Source organism: Parabacteroides distasonis, assembly GCF_004793765.1.
Lineage (GTDB): Bacteria > Bacteroidota > Bacteroidia > Bacteroidales > Tannerellaceae > Parabacteroides > Parabacteroides distasonis_A.
Genome location: NZ_SRYM01000024.1, coordinates 30,262 through 52,597, shown reverse-complemented (window position 1 = coordinate 52,597; position 22,336 = coordinate 30,262). Strand labels below are relative to the sequence as shown.

Here is a 22,336-nt window from a genome sequence, read left to right as displayed (position 1 = left end):
ACATATTTAATATCATGAAAAGAGAAATCAAATTCAGTTTGGTCTTCAGAGACATGTGGCAATCTGCCGGAAAGTATGTCCCGACCGTAGACCAACTAACCAGAGTCGCTCCGGCAATTATCGAGATGGGCTGTTTCGCCCGAGTGGAAACGAATGGCGGAGGATTTGAACAAGTCAACTTATTATTCGGCGAGAATCCTAATAAAGCGGTCCGTGAATGGACAAAACCTTTCCATGCGGCAGGTATCCAGACGCACATGTTGGACCGTGCGTTGAACGGCCTTCGCATGAGCCCGGTACCCGACGATGTACGTCAGCTATTTTATAAGGTAAAGAAAGCGCAGGGAACGGATATCGCCCGCACGTTCTGCGGTTTGAACGACGTACGGAATATCGCCCCATCTATTAAATACGCAAAAGAGGCTGGTATGATCTCACAATGCTCCTTGTGTATCACGCATTCTCCGGTACATACAGTTGAGTATTATACCAAGATGGCATTCGAGTTGATCGAGCTCGGAGCGGATGAGATTTGTATCAAGGATATGGCCGGTATCGGACGTCCGTACACATTAGGTCGTATCGTAGCCAATATCAAGGAAAAATATCCGGAGATCCCGATCCAATATCATAGCCATGCAGGTCCCGGCTTTAACGTAGCTTCCATCATGGAGGTTTGTAACGCGGGTTGCGACTATATCGACGTAGGTATGGAGCCGCTTTCTTGGGGTACAGGACATGCGGACTTGCTGACCGTACAGGCGATGTTGAAGGACGCCGGTTATAAGGTGCCCGAGATCAATATGGAGGCTTATATGAAGGTTCGTGCCTTGGTTCAAGAATTCATGGATGATTTCTTGGGATTGTATATCAGCCCGAAGAACCGGTTGATGAATTCCTTGCTGATCGGACCGGGACTTCCGGGCGGTATGATGGGTAGCTTGATGGCAGACCTTGAGAAGAACCTAGAGACGATCAACAAGAGCAATATAAAGAACAACAAACCGCTGATGTCTCAAGACCAGTTATTGATCAAGTTGTTCGACGAGGTAGCTTACGTATGGCCACGTGTCGGTTATCCTCCATTGGTAACTCCATTCAGCCAATACGTGAAGAACCTAGCCTTGATGAACGTCATGCAGATGGAGAAGGGGAAAGCCCGCTGGAGCATGATCGCCGACGATATTTGGGATATGATCCTCGGAAAGGCCGGACGTCTTCCGGGCCCGTTGGCTCCCGAGATCGTTGAGAAGGCGAAGGCCGAAGGCCGCCAGTTCTTCGAGGGCAATCCTCAAGACAATTATCCGGACGCATTGGATAAGTATCGAAAGTTGATGAACGAGAAGCAATGGGAAGTTGGCGAAGATGAGGAAGAACTCTTCGAATACGCCATGCACCCCGCTCAATACGAGGCATATCGCTCCGGAAAGGCCAAGGTTGAGTTTAAGGCAGACGTGGCAAAACGTAAGGCAGAGAAAGCGAACGCCGGTAAACCGACGGTACCCGCCACTCCAGCCGCACCGGCTCCGGCACCTGCCGCTACATTAACAATGCCGACTACTCCGCAAGTCATGACCGTAGATGTAAACGGGCAAGCTTACCGTGTGACCGTCGCTTTTGGTGATACCAACAGTGCGACTCCGGAAGTTAAACCGACAGCGGCTCCCGCCCCGACAGCCCCGGAGACAACAAACGCTCCCGCAGGCGCTGGAAAAGAGGTGCTTTCTCCGCTGGAAGGTAAATTTTTCCTTGTAAAGAACGCTTCCGATACACCGGTGAAGGTGGGCGACGTAGTGAAAGAAGGTGATGTCCTTTGCTACGTGGAGGCCATGAAAACATACAATGCCGTACGTGCCGAGTTCGGGGGAACGATCACGGCGATCTGCCTGTCTTCCGGTGATGCCGTATCTGAGGATGATGTATTAATGACGATTCGATAATGAACGAGATATTTCAAAACTTATATGAGATGACTGCGTTCAGCAATATCATTGCTGAACCGCAGTTCTTGATCATGTATGCCATAGCGTTCGTATTGCTCTACCTCGGTATCAAGAAACAATACGAGCCGCTATTGCTCGTGCCTATCGCGTTCGGCGTATTGCTCGCCAATTTCCCCGGAGGCGATATGGGAGTGATTCAAGCGGATGAGAATGGGTTGATTAATGTACACGGCGTGATGAGAAACATTTGGGAAATGCCGCTGCATGATATCGCACACGAGCTTGGCTTGATGAACTTCATCTATTATATGTTGATCAAGACGGGCTTCTTGCCGCCGATTATCTTCATGGGTGTCGGTGCGTTGACCGACTTCGGCCCGATGCTCCGCAACCTTCGCCTATCCATTTTCGGCGCCGCAGCCCAATTGGGAATCTTCACGGTGCTTTTGGTAGCGATCTTGATGGGATTCACACCGAAAGAAGCCGGATCTCTTGGAATCATCGGAGGTGCCGATGGCCCGACGGCTATCTTCACGACCATTAAGTTGGCGCCTCATTTATTAGGTCCGATCGCTATCGCAGCTTATTCTTACATGGCTTTAGTTCCAGTTATCATTCCTTTGGTAGTTAAACTATTGTGTACGAAGGATGAGTTACGGATCAACATGAAAGAGCAAGAGAAGAAATTTCCTTCCGACACGGAGATCAAGAACTTGCGTGTATTGAAGATCATATTCCCGATCGTGGTAACCACGATAGTCGCCTTATTCGTCCCCAGCTCAGTTCCATTGATCGGTATGCTGATGTTCGGTAACTTAATAAAGGAGATCGGGACAAATACGTTCCGACTGTTCGATGCGGCTTCCAACAGCATCATGAACGCTGCAACGATCTTCCTTGGATTATCTGTCGGAGCTACCATGACATCAGAGGCGTTCTTGAACCTGACAACGATTGGTATCGTAATCGGCGGTTTCTTGGCATTCGCCTTGTCTATCGCCGGAGGTATATTCTTCGTTAAGATTTTCAATTTGTTCACTAAGAAGAAAATCAATCCGCTTATTGGAGCCACGGGTTTAAGTGCCGTGCCAATGGCCTCTCGTGTGGCGAATGAGATTGCGTTGCAATATGATCCGAAGAACCATGTCTTGCAATATTGCATGGCTAGTAATATCTCGGGAGTGATCGGCTCGGCGGTAGCTGCCGGCGTATTGATTTCCTTCTTGGGATAAATGAGATTAATTAGTATAAGTAGACGTTGTAGAGACGGGGCATGCCCCGTCTCTACAACCGGAATCAAGAGAAATAGGCCGACCTTAGCATCTATTAGTATCCAAAATGACTTTTTAGATAAATAATTTCCCCGAAATGCTGTAATCCAAAAATATTTAGTTTAATTTGTGACTTGATATTAGGAATGTATTTATCCTTTTCTTAAAAGCGATTGTATATGAAGGACACTCTTGAGACTAATTTGCCGGAAGAAGCCGGGAAATTAGAAGAAACTAAAAAACCGGTTGAGACGCCGGAAATCGATGCTACCGCAGACGTTGAAGCCAACGACACAGCGGAGGCTGATGCTGCTATTGCCGCAGGTAAATTAACCCAAGAAGAAATTCTCGCTAAGTTAACCGAACTTATTGAGGCTTCCGTAGAGACTTCCCGTGGAGAAGTAGAGGCTTTGAAACAGGCTTACTACAAGATCCGTCGTAACGAGGTGGAAGAGCTTAAGAAGAAATTCATCGCTGATGGTGGCGAAGAAAAGGATTTTATAGCCCCCGCTGACGAAACCGAGAACAAGATCAAGGATTTGCTCACTTCTTATAAAGAGAAAAGAGCCGCTATCCTTGCCGAGGAAGAGCGTGTAAAGGCCGCTAACTACGCTTTGAAATTGCAGTTGATCGACCAATTGAAAGAGCTTTGCGAAAGCCAAGATGATTTCAATAAGTTATACAACTCTTTCAAGGACATCCAACAAAGATGGAAAGAGGTGAAGGCCGTTCCCCAAGAGCACGTGAACGAGCTTTGGAAGAACTATCAGATCTATACTGAGAAATTCTATGATATTATCAAGATAAATAATCAATTCCGTGATTACGACTTCAAAAAAAATCTGGAATTGAAGACCGCTTTGTGCGAAACTGTAGAGAAACTAGGCAAGGAGCCGGATGTTATCTCCGCTTTCCACCAGCTTCAGAAACTGCACCAGCAATGGCGTGAGATCGGGCCAGTAGCGAAAGAGTTACGTGAGGATTTATGGGCTCGCTTCAAAGCAGCCTCAACCGTGATCAACAAGCGTCACCAAGAGCACTTTGAGAAACTGAAAGCGAAAGAGCAGGAGAATCTAGATGCGAAGACCGTGATTTGCGAACAAATCGAGGCGATCGATTTCAGCGCACTGAAATCGTTTAAGGACTGGGAAGAAAAGAATAAGGAGGTAATCGGCTTGCAAGAGAAATGGAAGACGATTGGTTTCGCTCCGAAAAAATATAATGTAAAGATATTCGAACGTTTCCGTGCCGCTTGCGATGTCTACTTCGAGAAGAAAAGCGAGTTCTACAAGGCGATCAAGAGCGATATGGAGAAAAACCTCGACGCTAAACGTGCGTTATGTGAGAAAGCCGAGGCTTTGAAGGATAGTACGGACTGGAAGGATACGACGGATAAAATGATCGCTTTGCAGAAAGAATGGAAGACGATCGGACCGGTAACCCGTAAGCATTCCGACACTGTCTGGAAACGTTTTATCTCGGCTTGTGACTATTTCTTCGAGCAAAAGAATAAGAACGTCGTTTCCCAAAAGAGCATAGAGCAGACCAACTTAGCCACTAAGAAAGAGCTGATCGCTAAGATCAAGGGCATGGACGAGAGCCTTGGGCATGATGAGGCTATCGCAACCTTAAAGTCTTATATGGCGGAATGGAATACGATCGGTTTTGTACCATTCAAGGAGAAAGATAAGATCTACAAGGAATATCACGAGGCGGTTGACCTACAATTCGATCGTTTGAAGGTAGACCAAAACGATCGCAAGATGCAGTCGTTCCGCAATAACCTAAACGAGATGACCAATGGCGAAAGAGGTAAAGGTCGTTTGTTCAGTGAACGTGATAAGTTGATGCGTATGTACGAGCGCATGAAGAACGAGCTTCAGACTTACGAGAACAACATCGGCTTCCTAAGCATTTCCTCAAAAGGCGGCGGCGGCTTACTGAAAGAGATGGAACGTAAGATTGAAAAACTAAAAGAGGATATGGCTTTAGCGATCAAGAAGATCGATGCCATCGATGAGAATCTGGAATAACAATCTCATAAACCCGAGCGAAGCCGTCCCTTAAAAAGACGGCTTTGTTGTTTTTACGCTTTTATGTCACAGATACATTATTTCAATCCCGGCCACGAGACGGCCGTACTTTTAGGGACACGGAATTACACGGCACCGATAAACGTCCGTAAAATGCAAAAAGACTTGGCACTGCTGCCGGTTTGGTATGCGGAAGAGGATGATTTTGTCTATCTGGAAGATAGTAAAGCAGCCCCTCCGTTTTTCGCCCATTTACCCAAAGACCTACACCCTACTCCTAGACCTGTAACAAAAGCGATACTAGCGAAAAACGCTCCTTACCTCTCTCCTATAGATGCGGCCCCGTGGGGACTTTCCCCTCATAGTCTTCATTTATTCGAGCAGTTGAGGGCCAAGGCAAAAGTCCGGTTATCCGTCCCGGTTTGGAAAGAGGATTATTTTCGCCTCACTGGTAGGCAAACAGCGGCGGAATGTCTGGAAAAGATACAGGCCCTCCTACCCGATCTCCCTATTCCAATGGCACCTCGTTTCTGCACGAAAATCCGGGAGGTAGAGAGATACATGCTCTTATGCAACGCTCCCTTCGTATTAAAAACGCCCTATTCCTCTTCCGGGCGGGGATTGTTATGGGTAGAGAAACGAAAACCGGATACAAAGACAAAGAACTGGATAGAGGGCGCATTCAACAAACAAAGAATGATCAGCATCGAAAGTGGATTAGACAAGGTACAGGATTTCGCCATGGAATTTTATTCCGACGGGCAAGGTAATGTCCGTTACGAGGGATTATCCGTTTTCAATACCGAGGAACGAGGTTCCTATACAGGTAACATTTTGGAGGGACAATCCACCATGCTCTCTCGCATCACCCAATTCACGGGCGAAGGAACCTATTCCCGCATCCAAGAGGCGGTATGCGCTGTATTACAAGAAGTGTATGGATCTATTTATACGGGCTGTATAGGTGTGGACATGCTGGTCTATAAACAAAAGGATGGATCTTTCGCTATTCATCCCTGCATTGAGATCAATATGCGGTACACGATGGGAATGGTCGCTTTACGTCTATTCCAGCATTATGTAGTGCCCGAAGCTGTTGGCGAATACAGGGTTTCCTACGATAAGGAATCCGGGGAGGCCCTTGACAAACACCGTTTCATGTCAGAGACTTATCCACTTCGCCTTGCCAATGGAAGGATTCAAGAAGGTTACCTCTCACTATGTCCCGTCACAAAAGAGACACATTATCGAGCCTATTTATTGATAATGTAACAAATTATTCATTACATTTGCAAAAATCTTTAGCCCCTAGTAATACCATTAAAAATTTATCATTATGAAAAGATTATCAATCTTGGCCGTATTCATGTTGATTAGCGTGATCACGTTCGCCCAACAAGCCCTTTGGGGTAGTCAAAACATCATCTCCCCGGAGATTCATCCGGATAATACCGTTACCTTCCGGTTCCTGGCACCCAAAGCGATCAAGGTGCAGGTAACAGGAGATTTCCTTCCCACACAGAAGATGGAGACTCAGTTCGGTTTAGTGGATGTACCCGGTACCGTTGATTTAAAGGAAAGTAAAGAAGGTGTTTGGGAATATACTACGCCGGAGCCTCTTCCCTCCGAATTATATAGCTACTCTTTTATTGTCGACGGATTAAAGGTTACAGATCCGAACAATGTCTATCTAAACCGTGACGTGGCATCCGTTACGAATATTTTTATTATCAAAGGTGGGCAGGGCGATTTATACAGCGTTAATGATGTTCCTCACGGAACGGTCGCTCGCCGTTGGTATGAGAGCCCGACATTGGGGAAAACCCGCCGTATTACCGTTTATACGCCGGCCGGTTATGAAACAAGCGGCAAAAAATATCCGGTATTCTACCTCTTACACGGCATGGGGGGCGATGAGGAAGCTTGGATCGCCTTAGGACGTACGGCCCAGATCTTAGACAATTTGATCGCCCAAGGTAAAGCAAAACCGATGATCGTGGTTATGACAAACGGAAACGCAGATCAAGAGGCCGCTCCGGGAGAATCCAGCCTTGGTTTAGTCAAACCGAATATGCAACTGCCTAAAACCATGGAGGGTAGCATGGAAAGCAGCTTCCCGGATGTTATTAAGTTTATCGAGAGTAACTATCGTGTGGAAAAAAAGAAATCCAGCCGTGCGATAGCCGGGCTTTCCATGGGTGGTTTCCATTCTTTGCATATATCTAAGCAATACCCGGATATGTTCGATTACGTAGGATTGTTCTCTGCCGCTATCCTCCCCCGTGAAGGCTCCGAATCTCCCATCTACCAGAATATGGATGAGAAACTGAAAGTACAATTCGGCAAGCACCCGAAATTATACTGGATCGCTATCGGTAAAACCGACTTCTTATACAAAAACAACGTAGACTATCGTAAGAAACTAGACGATAACGGCTACAAATACGAATACTATGAGAGCGACGGCGGCCATATCTGGAAAAACTGGCGTATCTACCTCACAAAATTCGCCCCGATGCTATTCAAATAACAAAATACCCAGTTATAGAGACGTAGCGTGTGCTGCGTCTCTATAACCTAGCTATTCGCCAGATTACCATCCGTCGAAAACCCGATCGTAGTCTTATCCGACATTTGATAATCGACCCCGAAACGATAATAGTTTGATGTATTCTTCCAAATTCGGTAGGAAGATTGCGTCATCTGTCCGGTCTCCCCTTTCCGGCCGCCAGCTTTCCAGATAGCTTCTCTCCACATACAGATCATCGTAATCATTCTTCCGCAAATAAGAATAAGAGAGATAAAATGATTAGTTATTCACTTATAAAGGCTTTTTCTAGCTGTTGATCAAGCAAAATCATCATTTTCATAAAGTCATCCACAAAGAGGCTTTCCTATCTTTTTGATTAGTATTAGAGTTTTTTCCGTGACATCTCATTTTCACGAGAATCACAAGATAAAGAAGGGGAGATAACGATAAACAGTGCTTTTCCAATGAAAAAGACCGTTTTTGATACACATTAGGCGATAAAAGCCTACACATACGGTCGCGTTAAGCAACGCCAGTAGTGCCATTGGGCATTATAAGTAGTCGCAAATAGGGTTATAAGTAGTCGTGAATGGGCATTCTTACCTCCTTATAGCCCTATCATAACACCGTTTTTCCCTCCTTTTACTCCATTGGATATGAATTACGATGAATTATTTTCGCTAGAACAAAAGGCTATTTTTCAGCATTACTCTATCAATGAACCGATTGCTGATTTATTTTTTCAAATTCAAGCACAAGACGTACCTTAGTCCGGAAAAAACGATTCTCCGGGACTTCCGAATACAAATTGTCAATCCTAACAAATTGTCATATCCTTCGATCGTCTTTCTCGAAATCACTCAAGTTTCAAGAAATAATAGGAACTCAGGTTACTCATCCACTGGTTCCAACGATCCGCATCTAAGTCCGAGATCAACTCATCCAACGAGGTTTTCGTCTTATTGGCACACCAATGGTTCATCTTGTCTACTGTCTCCATATTGAATCGTTATAAACCTCGGCATTATAGCTTCTTGTAGCTCTGTATACGTATTGCCATTCGCCCCATTCAATACCATACCAAACAAAAGGAGCCGCTTAAAGGAGAGATACAAAAATTCGACTCCTCCTTGCCAGCCATTTCCTTATAAAAATTAAAAGCGAACTTCTGCCCTCTAGCGATTTAGCATCCAAAGGAATATCATATCGCTTAGTATCGGTTCCGAAAGGTTCTCTGGAAAATTGATGAATAGGTCTCCGTAAAAGTTGCATTCCACCTATACATTTCACGACTGTGGCTCAATGAATGGAAACGTAGGGATATAATAAAAGCCGTATCACTGCGGATCAGTTATACGGCTAAACCTGAGTAAGCTATGACAGGAGATGATCAGCGATTATGCTTGATCAAGTTCATGAACTCCTCGCGTGTCTTGGCTTGTTGGAAGAAGCCAGTGAAATCAGAGGTAGTCGTCAAGGAATTTTGTTTCTCCACACCACGCATCTGCATACACATATGTTGCGCCTCGATTACAACCATCACGCCCAGCGGGTCCAAAGTCCTCTGGATACAATCCTTGATCTGCATCGTCATACGCTCCTGTATCTGAAGGCGACGGGCGAAGATATCCACTACCCTAGGGATCTTGCTTAAGCCCGTGATATACTTCTTGGGGATATAAGCCACGTGGGCCTTGCCGAAGAAAGGCAACATATGATGCTCACAAAGGGAAAAGAAATCAATATCTTTCACGATAACCATCTGTTTGTAATCCTCTTCCTGAAACATGGCGGAACGGAGCACCGCTTCCGGGTCCTCATGATATCCCTTGGTTAAAAACTGCATGGCTTTCGCCACACGTTCCGGCGTCTTAAGCAGCCCCTCACGCCCAGCATCCTCACCCAGCAAACCCAATACTTCCTTATAATGGCCGGCCAAAACTTCCCGGGCACGTAGCGTCTCTTCGTTTACTTCTGACATCATCTTTAATTTAGGGGAATTTTTATCTCTTCTCGTACGATATACATTTCCTTTCCGTATTTCGGGAAAGCACCCATCAGCAAGCGCATCATATGATAAGCCTCTTCATGCGAGCGGAAATCTCCTACACGCAACTTCCAGAACGGGGCATTGTAAGTAACATACGTCGGGATCTCTGGAAAAAGCTCCTTGATCTCCTTCTCCTTACGAAAAGCCTCATCTTTAGAGACCCGTTGGTTATTACCGGAAAATACCTGCGTACGATACCCTTGTACCTTCAAGAAGGTAAGGCTATCTGTCGTCTCCACATTCGCTCCACGCATACGCTCGCCTACCATCCTGCGGATAGCGGCAGATTGATTGATAACGACCTCGCCTTTTCCCAAACCGGATCTCTGCAACGCATCGAATATGGTTGAACGCTCACCTTCCAACGCCGTCTGAGCGAATAAAGATGAAGTACCGGCCATCATAAAAGCGAATAGCAATAAGATACAAGGAATTCTTTTCATAGATAGAATATTAAAAAGAGTATCTTCCCCCCATTCATTGAGAGGAAAGATACCTTCTTATTATGAATTAATTAAAAAGCCTCGATAATCGGCATGAATTTGTCAACGGCCAAAGAAGCACCACCGATCAAACCACCGTCTACATTCGGTTTAGCGAACAATTCCTTAGCGTTGCCAGCGTTGCAGCTACCACCGTAAAGGATCGTGCAATTATCAGCTACCTCATTGCCATATTTAGCAGCCAAAGTAGCGCGGATGTGAGCGTGGATCTCCTCAGCTTGCTCAGCAGAAGCAGTCTTTCCTGTACCAATAGCCCATACCGGCTCGTAAGCCAAGATGATCTTACCGAAATCCTCAGCGGAAAGGTCGAACAAAGAACCAGCAACCTGAGCGTCTACTACCTCGAAGTGCTTACCGGCTTCTCTCTCTTCCAAAACCTCACCGATACAGAAGATAGGAGTCAAACCGTTAGCCAAAGCCAACTCAACCTTCGTCTTCAAGATCTCCGGAGTCTCATGATAATAAGCACGTCTCTCAGAGTGGCCTAAAATCACATATTTAGCGCCAGTAGAGGCTACCATAGCAGCAGAAACCTCACCTGTATAAGCACCTTTTTCCTTATCAGCGCAGTTCTCAGCGGCAACACCGATCTTGTTCGTATCGATAGCTGCGGCAACGCTTGCCAAGTGAGTGAACGGAGTACCGATAATCACATCGCAATTCGGAGTCTTACCCTTCAAAGCCTCGTCCAAACCTTTAGCCAAAGCAAGACCTTCAGCAAGAGTAGTGTTCATTTTCCAGTTTCCTGCAACAATATTCTTTCTCATAACTTAATAATTTAAATATGTAATACAAATAGATCTCTATTCAGATTCTTTTCCTCTCCGGCGACGGCGATTGCGCAAGGCATCGTATCCCCAAACCAGCAACAAAGGTACGGTAAAACTTAATAGGTTGGTTATTAGCCGAGCATCTTCTTTCGCTTTCCAGTCGGTATTTCCTTCCAGATAACCGTTTACGATCGTTTTCAGCTCTTCCTCCTGCGGGATATCGTTATAATGCCACTTCATCAAAATCGTACCTCTTTTTAGCAAGACCAATCCCGGATTGGAGCGAATGATCGTTTTCAAAAGGACATCATCGGCCATCAGGAACGGATACTCGGCTCCGGTATTATCGCTCCACGTGGCGATAACCTCGGCGGAAGAACCCGTCACGCAATAAAAGCCCAAGCCATTCTCCAAGGCGTAATCGTATACATTATTAATCTCGTCGATACGCTCATCATCCGCATTCTCCAAACGGGGAGCGATCAAAAGGAAGAGACCTTTCGGATCGTTCAGCAACTCGTCGGTCACGTCTGCGTCATTCTCATTATAGATATGGAACGTGGTAGCGGGGGGAATATATCCTTGTTTGATCAGTTCGGTCTTTGAATCCACGAAAGTCCACGTGCTATCACCAGCTGGAGCGTTCTCCAAAGAAAATTCTTTCTGTACGCCCTCCTTCTCGTAAATGAAAGAATACGCATACTCATCCTCGGGCGCACCTTCCGGTATCGACATCAAAGCGGGGATATTCGCACCCAACTTGTAAGGACGGAAATCCAATATCGGCAAATGATTATAATTCCGGTAAGCGAAACCGATAGCGAAGACATATGCCCACAAAGCCACGAACCAATAGACATGGTAGGTATAGCTTTGTAAAAGCCGTTGATTATGGATGAACACGTAAATAGCGGCGGCCAAAAGTACGACATTCTTATAGAAGGTCTGCCAATTACTAATCACCAAGGCATCCCCGAAACAACCGCAATCCGATACGGGATTGAAGATCGCCAGATACAGCGTCAGCGGTGTCATGAAAGACATCATCAGCAAGGTCAAGAAAGTCGTATACCGCCGGTACACCCCCAATAGCATACAGACACCCAGCATGAATTCCAGAGCGGACAGGTTGAAGGAGATCAATACCGTAAAAGGTTGCAGCTTACCCAACCGAAAGGAAGTCAGATAGTCGCCAATCTTAATGGCCCCTCCCATGGGATCAACAGCCTTCACTGTCCCAGAGAAGATAAAGACAACTCCCAATAACAGACGGCAAGCCTCTGCGATCACTTTCTTTACGGTTTCCTTATATTTCATGTTGCTCACTCCTCGCCAAACTCCAGCTTAATCAAGCCGAAGAGGGCATAATTGATCATATCCATATAGTTAGCGTCCACCCCCTCGGAGACGAGTGTCTTACCGCCATGACTCTCGATTTGCTTGGTCCGATAAATTTTCATCAAGATAAGATCCGTGTACGAGCTGATACGCATGCTGCGCCACGCCTCATCATAGTCATGATTTTTGGCATACATCAGTTCCTTCGTCTCCGTGATGTATTTATCGTATAATTCCAAGGCTTTTTCTATCGTGATATCGGTCGTATCAGCAAATCCCAACGCCAACTGGATCAAACCGATCACGCCATAATTAACGATGGCGATAAACTCCGGACGGATTCCCTCGTCTATCATACTCATCCCCTTGATCTCTAAGCTACGGATACGGTTCGCCTTAATAAACAGCTGGTCGGTAACCGATTGAGGGCGCATAATCCTCCATGAGGGCCCGTAATCTTTCAACTTCTTCTCGAACAAATCCCGACACAGGGAGATCACTTGCTCGAATTGTTCCTTTGTATTTGGCATATGATCCTAGATTATACCCGCGAATATAGGAAAAAAGACGTAGATGTTCCCGAATATTCAAGACAACAAAAGCTAATAAAATAAATGAAAAGAGGTCACAACGAAAAGGAGCCACTTGATAAGCGGCTCCTTTTCGTTTTCTAACATCTTATACATCGTTATGAACAGCGTAATGAACGTCCTAAACGCAACACGGTAGTCTTTGTGATACCGTTCAATTCGCAAAGCTTACTAACAGAAGTACCGTATCTTTTAGCGATAGCACCAAGCGTATCACCGGATTTAATACGATGATAAACCGGAGTAGCCTCCGTATCATTCATTGTATTCGTGTTTTCTCCTAAAGAAGCAGTAGCGGAAGAACTTGCCTGTACTGTGATTTTCTTAGAAGATCCGGAAGTAGCAGATTTCTTTTGAGTTTGAGCTTTTGGAGTCGCTTTAACAGCAGTTTCGTCGGCACTACAACGAATGGACTGGCCGATACGTAACATAGAAGTAGATTTCAATCCATTTAAACGACAAAGCTCATTCACTGTCGTACCATATATACGTGCGATTTTACCTAAGGTATCACCGGATTTTACACGATGGTACACCATCTGACTATTGGAAGATGTATAGATATTGCTCTTACGTCCATTAATCTTAACATTACGAAACACATATTGATCCTGATGAGGTATTGAGTTATCGAAGTCAATAATATCAGCCGGGTTAATAGCCTGTCCAAGGAAACGAGTCTCAAAATGCAAATGAGACCCCGTAGAGCGTCCTGTATTTCCCCCTAAAGCGATCGGATCGCCTGCCCGTACGATATCGTTCACACCTACTAAAAATTTAGATAAATGACCATATACAGTCTCTAAACCATTCGGATGACGAATCACAAGATAATAACCATATCCCCTACGCTCGAAATTCTTGATACGCACCTTACCGTCAAACGCCGCACGGATCGTATCGCCAATTTGCACTTTCAAGTCGATCCCCTTATGCATCCGTCTGCGGCGAGGGCCATACTTTGAAGTGACCCTTGTCATAGAGTCCATAGGCAAGACAAAAGTAGAACAATCGATTACGCAAGAATCCGGAAGATCAACCTTCTTACCCCGGAAAGGATTCACCCATTCATTTGTCCACTCGCCATATAATTCATCGGCAGGAAACATCAAGTTCTCTCTTGCCTCCAACTCCGCTTTCTCATTAATCTCCGCAAGCTCCTTCAAAGCCATATCTTTCTTAAAGCCAACACGGTCGGCCATTAACTCAGATACACGCTTGTCCATAAACTTGTGGGTTGGATGATTGGGAGTCTCCGGAGTTTCCGGTTTTACCGGGTTCTCCGCATTTGCAGTCGATACCATCACAGCGGCACAACAAATGAATAGAAATGTCTTTATACTCATTTTATGATAACTTTCATTCTTATAATTCTGGATAAAACAGCAATATCCGGCATCCAGCCTGATTATCAACTTGTCAAAGTTCGGAAATTTGAACAAACTAACAAAACTGATTAACGAAAATTTTCTATAATAAGCCTAAAGGGGCGTAAGATAGTATAACAAACAAATTACAAATCAATATCTTACAAAAAATATGTTTCACAACATATTAGCTAATCATTCCCCAATTTATCTTCTTCGCAAAAAGAGTTTTGAGCCTTTCACTCAATATCCGGTGCTGTTCGGACAATAATTCGGGGTCTTCGTCAAGAACTCCTTGAGCGATATCCCGCGCATACTGAAGTATTTGTCCATCGACCGCCAAGTCCGCTATTTTAAGGTCTATCCCCTCGCCACTTTGCCGGGTACCTTCCAGATCTCCATGTCCCCGGAGACGGAGATCCGCCTCAGCGATCTCAAAGCCATTCGTACTGTTCACCATAATCTCCAGTCGCTTACGAGTGTCATTACTTAGTTTATAGGAAGAGACCAAGATACAATAAGATTGTTCAGCACCACGTCCTACCCGGCCACGAAGCTGATGAAGTTGAGAGAGGCCGAAACGTTCAGCACTCTCGATCACCATGACGGATGCGTTCGGCACGTTCACACCAACCTCTATAACCGTAGTAGCCATCAAGATTTGCGCCTCGCCGGAGATAAACTTCTGCATCTCGGTATCCTTATCCGCCGCTTTCATGCGGCCATGTACCATACACACCTTATATTCAGGGAAGACCTCCTTGAACGTCTCAAAACCGGCCTCTAAGTCTTTATAATCCAGTTTCTCATTTCCTTCAATCAAGGGATATACCACATAAACCTGACGCCCCTTTTGTATCTCTTTCCGAAGGAACTCATACAATTGCGCCTTTTTATTATCATAGCGATGAAGCGTTTGTATCGGTTTACGTCCCGGAGGTAACTCATCAATCACCGATACATCCAGATCCCCATACAAAGTCATCGCCAAAGTACGGGGAATCGGGGTAGCCGTCATCACCAACACATGCGGCACGATCGCGTTCTTTGTCCAAAGGCGTGAGCGTTGCTCCACACCAAAACGGTGCTGCTCATCGATAATCGCTAATCCCAACGAAGAGAAAACCACCGTTTCCTCAATCAGTGCGTGCGTCCCGATCACGATCTGGATCTCACCACTGGCGATAGCCGGTAATATCTTATTCCGCTCTTTCTTCTTGGTAGATCCGGTCAAAAGAGCAACCTTAACGTCCATATCTTTCAGGAATCCCATGATCGTCGCATAATGCTGGGTCGCCAATATCTCGGTAGGAGCCATCATACAAGCTTGGCAATGATTATCTATCGCCAATAGCATAGACAATAAGCCTACCAAAGTCTTGCCACTCCCCACATCACCTTGCAGCAGGCGATTCATCTGCCGCCCACTACCCACATCGATCCGGATCTCACGGACTACCCGCTTCTGGGCGTTCGTCAACTCAAAAGGAAGATACTCTTTATAGAACGTATTGAAATAATGGCCGACCGTAGGGAATACGATCCCTTTTAGTTTCAGTTTCCGAACACTAGCAGTGCGTAATATATTTAATTGTATGAAGAAAAGTTCGTCAAACTTCAAACGTAACTGGGCGTCACGCAACTTAGCGGCAGATTCCGGGAAATGGATATTCCGCATCGCCTCTGTCATAGACATCATATGGATCCGTTTCAATACATCGGGGGAAAGCGTCTCCGGAAGTTCCCAGTTCAGCCAGCTTAACAACGTATATTGGAGGTTCTGGATCGCCCGGGAATTCAAGAAAGATTTCTTCATTTTCTCCGAGGTATTATAGAAAGGAGTCAAGCCATTCGCCACTTGATCAGCTTGCTCCATTGAGTCGATATCCGGATGCGGTATGTTATAGGTATGCCCGAACTCTGTAGGCTTTCCGAAAACTATATACTCGGTATTGGGACGATACTTATCTGTCACATAATTCAAGCCCTTGAACCAGACCAAATCGATCGTGCCCGTACCATCCGAGAACTTACCGACCAGCCGTTTACTCCGCCCCTCGCCTAGCGTATCGAAATAGAGAATCTGGCCTTTCAACTGGATATAAGGCATATTCCCACTGATCTCCGCTACTTTATAAAACCGGCTGCGATCTATATATTTATAAGGAAAATAAAAGAGCAAGTCCTCATACGACGATATCCCCGCTTCCTTTTGCAGGATATCCGCCTTCTTGGGTCCTACTCCCGGCAAATAGGTAATCGATCGTTTATCAAGGTCCAGCATAGGCGCACGATATTAGCTTGATGATTCTTCTCCCGCGAAAATACACAAAATGCCGGACTTCTCGCTATGATAAAGCGAATCTCCAAAGCTTACGAACATTCAAGTGTGATTAGCAAATGCCAAAAATGACCTAGTCAGAAAGGTCTTCCAAGTCTATGTAGGGAACGAGGATTTCTAATCACTAAATTTTATCTCCTCCAAATAAATGGAGGTTAATTGTGGAAAAACTTTATTATATATATGCAGATATTTAACACGTAACTTATTATCCAAAACAAACAAAAATGGAGGAAAAGATTCCTGTCTTTCCAAAGGAAGTCCAAATATCTTATTTTGCAGATTCAATAGTTTTCTTCCATAACAGTCATTCCTTAAACGAATGGGATAATCCGGTGATACAAAAATCACCCTTTTATCTATTTCCTCCTTAGAAAATGCACCGTTTAGCATATCAATAACAGTTTCTATACAAGGAGGACAAGCAGTCTCAGAAAAACAAAAAAACAATTTTTCATCACTACACAACTCCCTTAATGTTGAAGTCTGTAAGGAATCCGTACCCCAATATACTTTTTGATCAAGACATTGATAATAGTTATTTTTTAGTTCTTCTCTTTTAATTGTATATAGACTTTCTTTTTCATATTCAAAATTGTCTATATCTATATCTTGAATCGGTTTCTTGAAATAATTCACATACCGGACAAAAACTATACCTATCAATATTCCAAGTAAGAAAACAGATATAGTATTTTCATTAATTTTCATTTTTTAAAATCATATTGAATTAATATCGGATTTTCCTCATCTGAGAGAGATTGAATCATTCTCTGCTGTTCCTCATTTCTCAATTTCTCAGGAAATAATTCATCAACAGGAAGGCCTCCTTCTGGCGTACAAAGCATAAATTCTTCTCCGAAATAAATAGGAAAGAGTCCAAGTCCTTCCTGCGTATGCTCGAATTGAAGTAATACATTTTTTCTCCGATCATAAAACAGGTGTAGATATTTGTCTTTTCGTACAACCATCGCATATCGATATCTGCTGTTCTGTCCTTGCTGATCTATTACGTAATTAACGCTTTTGGAGGAATAGGCATCTCGCACATATTGAATTTGCTCTTGTCGGTTCATGTTGGGACGAAAATCTAACTGCGCAAGATCGTTATTCAAATCTCCAAAATCCCATCGGTAAAGTTCCGAGATACATGCATCAGACAAAGAATAGACCGTACCGATTAAAGCCCGACGAAAAGCATTCGGAAAAGGAAATACTCCCCTACAAAATATATCTTTTCGGTCCTCCGGATACTCTTCCCGGAAAATTTTTCCTTCAGACAAAGAATAGAATTTTAAACGACTATTATAATCGTAAGTAAAAAACGCAATCGTATCTTCATTTTGGAATTGGAAGGAGTTATATGCACCAATAATATTTGGTAGTTTTTGATTCTTAATAAACTTTCCCTCCAAATCATAAAAATACAATGAATTACTAACGGCACAAAGAATCACGATATTCTTGTGAATCTTGTCGATTTCGAAATCTGTCAGATTCAAATACTGGCCAGGAGCATTTCCTTTTTCATTGAGGGCAAACAAAAAATGTCCTTTTGAATCAAAAACCAAAAGGCAGGATCTTGAATAATCATGGATGTAAAAGCGTTCCTCAAAATATTTGATCTGAGTGATCTGACGAATTAACGATTCCGGAGTAGTTTCCAACGGAATAACTTGAATGTCCGCAAACAACTCACTTGAATATACGTGGTTCCTCATATTCAAGTCTACCGAGATAGTTTCCAGGGCTTGATCTTCTCCCCCCTTCTCTCTATGGCAAGAAAGAAGGAGAAACAAGATCGACAAGGTGAAAAGACGAGCAATATCCTTATAGTTCATAATCTTAATCAGGAATACAATGATCTTTTTGCATGCCAGAAAAATAGCAATGGATATAAATAATTGGACTTATCCAATCCAATGCCCAGCAAGCACCTTCGTATCTTCCACAAGTGATTACAACACCACCATCATCGGGACATGCACTATCATCCGTATTATCTGCAGACATGTCTGCACACAAAGCAAAAATAATCAAACCGATTAATGCTGTAAATTTTAAGATTTTCTTTTTCATAACTATACTAAAATTTAAAATTAACTCTATAAAAAAAAAAATATATATATATATATATCATCCACACCAAATAAATGGATAGGAATAATGCCAGATCTCTCGCCATAATAGTACGACTTACTCTAAAGGAACCGCATGAAGACGGAAATCACCAAATCCCGGATGTCACTAAAACAGACTTCTTTCCATCGTTTTATAAGAAATGGAGGCCTTTATCTAACAACCCTCTTTTTCAGAAATGCGAAAATAGAGCGGAAAAGGAGACAAAAACAGCCTGTTTCCCCTTTTTCTCGGTGTGTGAATGGGCATTGTAAGGCGTTTATGATCCAAGAGTAAGGTGTTTACGACGGCGTTGTTAGCTCCTTTCGACTGCGATCCGTGGTGTTTCCGACCAAAAAACCAGTTGTTTTCGGGTGAAAAACCTATTGCATTCGGATCAAAAGCCTGTTGTTTGTCCGCCGAAGGCCTACTGAGGCGATATTCTTCGCTAGAATAAACCGGCGAAAAACAACAATACACTGTCAGATAGAACATTGTAAAAAAACTTTCTCGTTTTTGAGAACAAGCCGTACTTTGCCCCGAAATAATCGATTCTCCGGAGGTTTAGATTACAAAGTGTCATTTTGATATTTTGTCGATCGCACCAGATATAAACCCTCTACTTAGGGCTTGTCAAATGAACAACTTGTGGTTTGCCAAGTGAATAACTTACGAGTTGGGGAGTGATTAGTTACTCACATGAGAAGCCCTTTTTCAGAGAAGATATACTGCGATGCCACTTGAAGTATATCCTCTCCGGCGGAGAAGATATACTTCTTTGAAAAAGTAAGGCTCTGTGACGAATCACACTAAAGTATCCTTTCCGTTCTCTTTATTCAACCTACCAGCCACCGCTCGATATTCCTTGTTGCCGCAGAGAAGTTCACGCCGATCTTGAAAAGCTCGCGCTCATCATGGGCGAAGGGAAGGGCGTAGCCTTTCTCCTCGATCTGCCGCAAGGCCTCCTCGGCGGTGCCGTTCAGCTTGAACTCCATGATATAGATGTATTGGTCGGTCTGCAAGACGAGGTCGATACGCCCGTTCGCGGTGTGGTACTCCACTTGTGTGTATAGCCCGACAAGACGGAAGACGATGAAGAGCACGTTTCGGTAATGCAGTTCCGTATCCCGTTCCGGGTTCCGGCCGATGATCGCCTCGTAGGAAGTATCTGCGAAGAAGCTTTGCAGACGGCGGAAGAAGGCGTCGTAGTCGCCACTCTCCACCTCCCTAACGAATCGTCCGATCTCGAAAGGAGTCTTTTGAGCCTGTATGTTAGCATAAAAAGGTAAAAGATACTTGACGAACCCTTCCTCCACCTCTTGGTTGGGAAAGCCCAATTTATAGATACCAAAGCGGGGCTCATAGTCCTTGATGGTCAGGTATCCGCTTTGGTAGATGACCGGTATGGGATTGTTCGAGGCGGCGTCGATGCTGTTGAGCGTGTCGGCGTCGGTCTCGTTGTTGGCCATCTCATACAAATCATAATGCGTGCGTTTGAGCAGTTCCACAAGGTAGGAGGGCGTACCGGTCTCGAACCAGTAGTCTCCAAACTCCTTGTTGGCAAAGGTGTTCAGCAGGCTGAAGGGATTGTATAAGCCCTCGGAATTAGCGGTAAAATGGTATCCGTCATAACATCGTTTGAGTTTCCGGCAGGTCTCCTCATAAGTCATGCCCTGCGTGTTGGCCAACGCCTTCAATTCCTCTTCCATATAGGTGTGGATCTCTTGTTCGGAAATGCCACAAATCTCGATATACTGATTGAGCATCGAAATGTCCCGGAGATTGTTGAGGTCGCTGAACACGCTCACCTTGCCGAACTTGGTCACACCGGTCAGCAGGGCGAAGCGGATGGCCCGATCCATCGTCTTCAATACGCCATAAAAGGGCTTGAGCATGTCTCGTAGTCGCGTTTGCATCTCCTCGTCGTGCAAGTTCTGCAACAAGGGCTTGTCGTATTCATCAATCAAGATCACGACACGCTGGCCGGTCTTTCGGTAAGCCCGATCGATCACTCCGGCGAAGCGTAAAGGCAGACTTCTTTCCGCAGGATCCGCCTCATAAAGTTTTTCCCATGCGACGAGGTTGCGGTTCAAAAGGTCTTCCAGATCTGTCGTGGAAGCGTATCGCGCAATATTCAGATCAAGATGCAGCACGGGATGTTCAGCCCACTCCTTCTCCAACCGCTCGATCGCCAATCCCTCGAACAACTCTCTCTTCCCTTGGAAATAGGCCTCCAATGTGGAAAGCAACAAGCTCTTCCCGAAGCGGCGGGGACGGCTCAGGAAATAATAGCGTCCGGTATTCGCTAATTGGTAAACCAAAGCCGTCTTATCAATATAAAGATAACCGTCCTTGCGAAGGCTCTCGAAGTTCTGTATGCCGATGGGATAGAGTGTCTGACTCATGATACGCCGTGTTTGATGTGACTGATGAACAAAAGTAGGCAAAAAATTGTGAATTATGAATTGTGAATTGTGAATTTTCAGAGTCCCTTCCTCACAGTGATCCGCCCCCCTACGTTCGGAACCCGATCGCTTCCGCAATCAAGAGATCAAAGGGGGTGGTGATCTTGATATTCTCCCGATCGCCGGGCACCGTATCGATCGCATGGCCCATCGCCTCTACCACGGAGGCGTCGTCCGTAAAGAGGGACGAATAGGGTTGCTCGTAGGCCTTTGCCAAGAGTGCCAAGTGGAAGACCTGCGGGGTCTGCACGGCCATATAGCGGGAACGATCTACTGGATGACTTCCGTTCGCGTCCACCTCCCGCAGGGAATCGATCATCGGGACGACCGGGATCACGGCTCCTGCGGTAGCTGCCTTCTCGAAGCAGGCACCGATCACCTCCGGAGAGACGAAAGGACGGACACCATCGTGTACGGCGACCAAGCTCAAATCACTATCCTCCATTCCCTCCCGATGCCGCTCCGCCAAGAGCCAATCCAATCCGTTCTTGACAGAGAAGAAGCGAGTCGTTCCCCCCTTCACGATCGCATGGGGCACCTTGCAGCCGATTTCCTCGCAAAGCATCTTCCAATAGGGCTGATGATCCTCCGGAAGCACAAGGATGATCCTTGCGGAAGCGTCCCAACGGTGAAAGACCTCCAACGTGTGCATCAACAGCGGTTTCCCCTGCATCGGGATAAATTGTTTCGGCAGATCTCCGCCCATACGAAGCCCCTTTCCTCCGGCGACAATCAAGACATATCGATCCATCACTCCAGTTCCTCCAATACTTTTTTAACCTCCTCGTCCACTTTATAGAGCTTCTCCTTGCAGAGCTTGATCAGGCGGGTGGCCTCCTTTACCTTCTCGGAGAGGATATCGACATCCAAGTCTCCATGCTCGATCTCTGCCACGATCTTACGTAGCTTCTCGATCGCCTCGTTATAAGTTTCTTCTTTCTTTGCCATATTTCGTTAATTGACAGTTGATAGTTGACAGTTGACAGGTTAGTTGATAGTTGATAAGTGACAGTTGAC

At 45.0% G+C, this 22,336-nt stretch carries 20 protein-coding genes; 5 read left to right on the top strand and 15 right to left on the bottom strand.

The features are described from left to right. Nucleotides 1-14 precede the first annotated feature (14 nt). From E5342_RS10015 to E5342_RS09995, 5 genes are all read left to right on the top strand, one after another. A complete protein-coding gene (locus E5342_RS10015) occupies nucleotides 15-1,940 on the top strand; it encodes a biotin/lipoyl-containing protein (protein WP_121735460.1) in 1,926 nt (641 codons plus the stop codon). Next, the gene (locus E5342_RS10010; RefSeq protein WP_121735461.1) at nucleotides 1,940-3,175 is read left to right on the top strand and encodes a sodium ion-translocating decarboxylase subunit beta; all 1,236 of its coding nucleotides are present in this window, start codon (nucleotides 1,940-1,942) and stop codon (nucleotides 3,173-3,175) included. Before E5342_RS10015 ends, E5342_RS10010 begins: the two co-directional genes overlap by 1 nt. A gap of 218 nt (nucleotides 3,176-3,393) precedes the next feature. Beyond that, nucleotides 3,394-5,247: a DUF349 domain-containing protein gene (locus tag E5342_RS10005; protein WP_121735462.1), complete on the top strand. Its 1,854-nt coding sequence runs from the start codon at nucleotides 3,394-3,396 to the stop codon at nucleotides 5,245-5,247. A 63-nt stretch (nucleotides 5,248-5,310) separates the two neighbouring features. Next, nucleotides 5,311-6,519, top strand: coding sequence for a hypothetical protein (locus E5342_RS10000; RefSeq protein WP_121735463.1), 1,209 nt, complete (start codon nucleotides 5,311-5,313; stop codon nucleotides 6,517-6,519). Between the two features lie 64 nt (nucleotides 6,520-6,583). Beyond that, nucleotides 6,584-7,777, top strand: a complete 1,194-nt coding sequence (locus E5342_RS09995) for an esterase (RefSeq protein ID WP_121735464.1) — start codon at nucleotides 6,584-6,586, stop codon at nucleotides 7,775-7,777. A gap of 47 nt (nucleotides 7,778-7,824) precedes the next feature. Here the strand turns inward: E5342_RS09995 and E5342_RS09990 are convergent, their stop codons facing one another. The 15 genes from E5342_RS09990 to xseB all read right to left on the bottom strand — a co-directional run bounded on the left by E5342_RS09990 (nucleotide 7,825) and on the right by xseB (nucleotide 22,267). Beyond that, nucleotides 7,825-8,022: a hypothetical protein gene (locus E5342_RS09990; protein WP_236651378.1), complete on the bottom strand. Its 198-nt coding sequence runs from the start codon at nucleotides 8,020-8,022 to the stop codon at nucleotides 7,825-7,827. Between the two features lie 611 nt (nucleotides 8,023-8,633). Then, nucleotides 8,634-8,777, bottom strand: coding sequence for a hypothetical protein (locus E5342_RS19695; protein WP_236651379.1), 144 nt, complete (start codon nucleotides 8,775-8,777; stop codon nucleotides 8,634-8,636). Between the two features lie 390 nt (nucleotides 8,778-9,167). Beyond that, on the bottom strand, nucleotides 9,168-9,758 hold the full coding sequence (folE, locus tag E5342_RS09980; protein ID WP_183128537.1) for a GTP cyclohydrolase I FolE: 591 nt from the start codon (nucleotides 9,756-9,758) through the stop codon (nucleotides 9,168-9,170). Between the two features lie 5 nt (nucleotides 9,759-9,763). Beyond that, nucleotides 9,764-10,270 carry an SPOR domain-containing protein gene (locus tag E5342_RS09975; protein WP_121735466.1) on the bottom strand — a complete coding sequence of 169 codons (507 nt, stop codon included), beginning with the start codon at nucleotides 10,268-10,270 and terminating at the stop codon, nucleotides 9,764-9,766. A 71-nt stretch (nucleotides 10,271-10,341) separates the two neighbouring features. After that, on the bottom strand, nucleotides 10,342-11,097 hold the full coding sequence (tpiA, locus tag E5342_RS09970; protein WP_121735467.1) for a triose-phosphate isomerase: 756 nt from the start codon (nucleotides 11,095-11,097) through the stop codon (nucleotides 10,342-10,344). 36 nt (nucleotides 11,098-11,133) lie between these two features. Next, nucleotides 11,134-12,417: a BT_3928 family protein gene (locus tag E5342_RS09965; RefSeq protein ID WP_135959314.1), complete on the bottom strand. Its 1,284-nt coding sequence runs from the start codon at nucleotides 12,415-12,417 to the stop codon at nucleotides 11,134-11,136. A gap of 5 nt (nucleotides 12,418-12,422) precedes the next feature. Beyond that, complete coding sequence (locus E5342_RS09960) at nucleotides 12,423-12,968, bottom strand: DUF1599 domain-containing protein (protein WP_121735469.1); 546 nt, start codon at nucleotides 12,966-12,968, stop codon at nucleotides 12,423-12,425. Nucleotides 12,969-13,126: 158 nt separating this feature from the next. Continuing rightward, entirely contained in the window at nucleotides 13,127-14,374 is a 1,248-nt protein-coding gene (locus tag E5342_RS09955) for a M23 family metallopeptidase (protein WP_135959313.1), read from the bottom strand. A gap of 208 nt (nucleotides 14,375-14,582) precedes the next feature. Then, on the bottom strand, nucleotides 14,583-16,679 hold the full coding sequence (gene recG / locus E5342_RS09950) for an ATP-dependent DNA helicase RecG (protein ID WP_135959312.1): 2,097 nt from the start codon (nucleotides 16,677-16,679) through the stop codon (nucleotides 14,583-14,585). Between the two features lie 174 nt (nucleotides 16,680-16,853). Beyond that, nucleotides 16,854-17,447, bottom strand: coding sequence for a hypothetical protein (locus E5342_RS09945; protein WP_121735471.1), 594 nt, complete (start codon nucleotides 17,445-17,447; stop codon nucleotides 16,854-16,856). Next, nucleotides 17,444-18,577, bottom strand: a complete 1,134-nt coding sequence (locus E5342_RS09940) for a 6-bladed beta-propeller (RefSeq protein ID WP_121735472.1) — start codon at nucleotides 18,575-18,577, stop codon at nucleotides 17,444-17,446. The genes E5342_RS09945 and E5342_RS09940 overlap by 4 nt, the downstream gene beginning before the upstream one ends. Before the next feature lie 4 nt (nucleotides 18,578-18,581). After that, nucleotides 18,582-18,815, bottom strand: coding sequence for a hypothetical protein (locus tag E5342_RS09935; RefSeq protein ID WP_121735500.1), 234 nt, complete (start codon nucleotides 18,813-18,815; stop codon nucleotides 18,582-18,584). An 875-nt stretch (nucleotides 18,816-19,690) separates the two neighbouring features. After that, nucleotides 19,691-21,259 carry an ATP-binding protein gene (locus E5342_RS09930; protein ID WP_121735473.1) on the bottom strand — a complete coding sequence of 523 codons (1,569 nt, stop codon included), beginning with the start codon at nucleotides 21,257-21,259 and terminating at the stop codon, nucleotides 19,691-19,693. Between the two features lie 109 nt (nucleotides 21,260-21,368). After that, nucleotides 21,369-22,070 (bottom strand): 2-C-methyl-D-erythritol 4-phosphate cytidylyltransferase, encoded by a 702-nt coding sequence (locus tag E5342_RS09925; RefSeq protein ID WP_121735474.1) that lies wholly within the window; start codon nucleotides 22,068-22,070, stop codon nucleotides 21,369-21,371. Next, on the bottom strand, nucleotides 22,070-22,267 hold the full coding sequence (gene xseB / locus E5342_RS09920) for an exodeoxyribonuclease VII small subunit (protein ID WP_121735475.1): 198 nt from the start codon (nucleotides 22,265-22,267) through the stop codon (nucleotides 22,070-22,072). The genes E5342_RS09925 and xseB overlap by 1 nt, the downstream gene beginning before the upstream one ends. Between the last annotated feature and the right edge of the window lie 69 nt (nucleotides 22,268-22,336).